A 3,498-nucleotide genomic window follows, 5' to 3' on the forward strand; every position below is an offset into this window, starting at 1 on the left:
GGTGCTGGCGACGGCCATCGCCGTCACCGGCAGGCCCCAGCTGGAGCGGTCGGCCATCGTCGGGCGGGCCAGCAGCCGCACCAGCTCCGTCGTGGCGCTCATGCCGGGCTCCCCGCGGGCTGGCTGGGCGCGGAGTCGCTGATGACCTGGCCGTCCTGCAGCCGCACGATGCGCGAGCAGCGGGCCGCGACGTGCTCGTCGTGGGTGACCATCACCAGGGTGCGGCCCCGCCCGACGGTGGCCTGCAGCAGCGCGTCGAGCACCTCGCTGGAGGTCTGCTGATCGAGGGCGCCGGTCGGCTCGTCGGCGAAGGTGACCACGGCATTGGTCGCCTGGCTACGGGCGATGGCGACGCGCTGGACCTGGCCGCCCGACAGCTGGCCGAGCCGTCGGTCCTCCAGGCCGGCCAGGCCGAGCTGTGACAGCCAGCCGGCGGCTTGGGTCTCGGCCTCGCGCCGGGCCAGGCCGGTGAGCATCAGTGGCAGCGCGGCATTCTCCAGGGCGGTGAGCTCGGGCAGCAGCAGCCCCTGCTGGAAGACGAAGCCGAAACGTTCGCGTCGTAACCGGGAGCGCCGCTCGGCGCCGAGTGCATCGACGCGCACCGTATCGCCGTCCTGCAGCAGCACCTCGCCCCGGTCGGGGGTGAGGATGCCGGCCAGACAGTGCAACAGGGTGGTCTTGCCCGATCCAGACGGGCCCATGACGGCCACCGACTCGCGGGCACCGATGGCGATGCTGACCCCGCCGAGGGCGACGGTGGGGCCGTAGGTCTTGGTGAGGCCAGTGGCGGCCAGGACGTGGTGGTTCATGGCACCCAGACTTCCCGCAGGTGGCCTCATCGCGCGTCGGCCCGGCGAGTGGTCTGCCAACCACCCGCCTCCACCCGTGGGATGAGAGGCGCGCCATTCCGTGGGGGCACGTTCTCGTCGCTGCCGGATCCTAGGGTGGTTCCATGCCCTCACGCCCCGTCGCGGCCCGGCCCGTCGCGGCCGGGGTCGAGCCGTCCCGCAGCTGGCAGCAGCGCCTGCTGCGGCCGCGCCGCGGCGACGTGCTGCTGATGCTCTTCGTCTGGTTCAGCACCTACGGCGGCCTGTCGAGCCTGGGCTGGCAGCCGCCGCGGATGGGCGATCCGGCGCGGGTGGCGTGGAGCCTGGCCTTCACGCTGCCGCTGCTGTGGCGGCGCACCTTCCCGGCAGCAGCCGCGCTGGCCATCATCCCCGCGCACCTGGTGCAGCTGGTCACGATGGGCAACTTCATGCCGGCCAACATGACCGCCCCGATCATGGTCTACGCGGTCGCCCGCCATGCCGAGCCACGATGGGCGCGGCTGTGCCTGTGGCTGGCCTTGGCGGGCTGTGCGCTGGCGGGCCTCGACTGGGGGTGGGGCCCCGTCTACAACCCGAACGGGAGCCTGGCGGGTGCCCTGGTGCCGGTCGTCGCCAATGCCGCCTTCTGCCTGGCCTTCGTGCTGAGCTGCTGGTTCGCCGGGCAGTGGGGCCGCCAGAAGGACCTCACCCACCAGTCCTGGCGGGAGCGCGCCGAGGCACTGGAACGCGAACGGGCACAGGGCATGGCCCTGGTGGCGCAGGAGGAGCGCAACCGGCTGGCGCGCGAGATGCACGACATCGTCGCCCACTCGCTGAGCGTGATCGTCGTCCAGTCCGACGGGGCGGGCTATCTGGCCAGCCATGACGAGATCGGCGACCCCGAGGCGCGGCTGGCGCAGGTCTCGCGGGCCATCGAGACGATCGGGCAGACGGCCCGCGAGGCGCTCGGGGAGACCCGGCGGCTGGTGGGGGTGTTGCGCCAGGAGGGCGACGAGCTGGAGCTGGCGCCGGCGGCCACGCTCGACCAGGTGGGCAGCCTGGTCGAGCAGCTGCGCGTCGCCGGGGTGCCCGCGAACTTCGTCGTCGAGGGTTCGGACCAGCTGCACGCCCCGCTCGGGGAGGGCGCGCAGATGGCCGTCTACCGGGTGGTGCAGGAGTCGCTCACCAATGTGATGAAGCATGCCGGGCCGGGGGCGACGGTGCGGGTGGTGCTCACCCACCTCGACGACGGCCTCCTGGTGCGGGTCAGCGACACCGGCACCGGTCCGGCCGCCGACGACGGCCGCGGCCACGGCCTGGTGGGTATGCGGGAACGGATGACCGCCTGGGGAGGGCAGCTCACTGCCGGCCCACGACGAGGCGGCGGCTTCGAGGTGCTGGCCCACCTGCCCGCCGAACCGCGCCCCGATGCCACGCCACGACAGGAGCCCGTCACGGGCAGTGGCCCGCCACCATCCACAGGAGGCCCCTCGTCCACAGGGCTGCTCCCAGCCCCCGGACCGTCGTCCAGCCCGGCCACCACCAGCTCAGCCCCGACCACCACCGAGGAGACCCGATGACCCCGATCCGACTGCTGCTCGTCGACGACCAGGCGATGGTGCGCGCCGGTTTCCGCATGGTGCTCGACGCCCAGCCCGACATGAGCGTCGTGGGCGAGGCGGGCACCGGCGCCGAGGCCGTCGAGCGGGTGGCGCAGCTGGGCCCCGACGTGGTGCTGATGGACGTGCGGATGCCCGTCATGGACGGGGTGGAGGCCACCCGCCGGATCGTCGAGGCCCGCGATGCAGGCGCCCACGATCCTACGGCCCAGCCCGCCCCGATGGTGCTGGTGCTGACCACCTTCGACCTCGACGAGTACGTCTACGCCGCGCTCAAGGCCGGCGCCTCGGGCTTCCTGCTCAAGGACGCCGGGCCGGCCGAGCTGCTGGCCGCCATCCGGGCGGTGCACCGGGGCGAGTCGGTGGTGGCGCCGACGGCCACCCGCCGGCTGCTGGAACGCTTCCTGCCCTCCTTGCCGTCGGGGCCGCGCGAGCAGCTCGGGGCGCAGGAGCAGCTTGCCCCGCTGACCGAGCGGGAGCGCGAGGTGCTGGTGGAGGTGGGGCGGGGGCTGACCAATGCCGAGATCGCCGCGAAGCTCTTCCTGGCCGAGGCGACGGTGAAGACCCACATCGGCCACATCCTGGCCAAGATGCAGCTGCGTGACCGGATCCAGATGGTGGTGCTGGCCTATGACACGGGGCTGGTGCGGCCTCGGCCCTGACACCTTCCCGACGGCGGGTAGGACAAACCTCAACCACAGCCTCAGGTTGGATGCACAATGCAAGCAATCGGGCCTAGATTCTTGGCCATGACCAACTCCCCCAAGAAGTCAGTCCTTGTCCTCATTGCCACCGGCGCGCTCCTCTATCTCGGCAGCAGCGCCGCCCAGGCATCCCCCGTCGCGACCGAAGACCCTGCCACCCCGCACACGCACGCCGTGCAGGCCGCGTCCACCAGCCTCTCGAGCGCCGCAAGCGGCCAGCTCGGTCGAAGCCGCATCCTGTGGTGCCTGTGAGCTGAGGGGACTCCCACCCCCAGCCACGCTGATCCCCCGACGACCATCTCCCCGACAAGCACATCCCACGAACGCGACGCGGGGCGTCCGGCACCTCGTGGTGCCGGACGCCAGATC

General features: G+C 72.4%; 3 protein-coding genes and 1 pseudogene. 3 read left to right on the plus strand and 1 reads right to left on the minus strand.

The window, feature by feature from the left end; all coding sequences use genetic code 11:
* Nucleotides 1–98: 98 nt before the first annotated feature.
* Nucleotides 99–839, minus strand: coding sequence for an ABC transporter ATP-binding protein (locus ACHFFZ_RS16340; RefSeq protein WP_394277653.1), 741 nt, complete (start codon nucleotides 837–839; stop codon nucleotides 99–101).
* A gap of 764 nt (nucleotides 840–1,603) precedes the next feature.
* On the opposite strand from ACHFFZ_RS16340, the pseudogene ACHFFZ_RS16345 reads away from it, so the two are divergent.
* From ACHFFZ_RS16345 to ACHFFZ_RS16355, 3 genes and pseudogenes are all read left to right on the plus strand, one after another.
* A pseudogene (locus ACHFFZ_RS16345) lies at nucleotides 1,604–2,224 on the plus strand (sensor histidine kinase); the annotation flags it as partial.
* 158 nt (nucleotides 2,225–2,382) lie between these two features.
* Entirely contained in the window at nucleotides 2,383–3,087 is a 705-nt protein-coding gene (locus ACHFFZ_RS16350; RefSeq protein WP_394277651.1) for a response regulator, read from the plus strand.
* An 87-nt stretch (nucleotides 3,088–3,174) separates the two neighbouring features.
* A complete protein-coding gene (locus ACHFFZ_RS16355; protein ID WP_394277652.1) occupies nucleotides 3,175–3,381 on the plus strand; it encodes a hypothetical protein in 207 nt (68 codons plus the stop codon).
* Nucleotides 3,382–3,498: the final 117 nt, after the last annotated feature.

The sequence above is a fragment of the Luteococcus sp. genome (assembly GCF_043424415.1).
Lineage (GTDB): Bacteria > Actinomycetota > Actinomycetes > Propionibacteriales > Propionibacteriaceae > Luteococcus.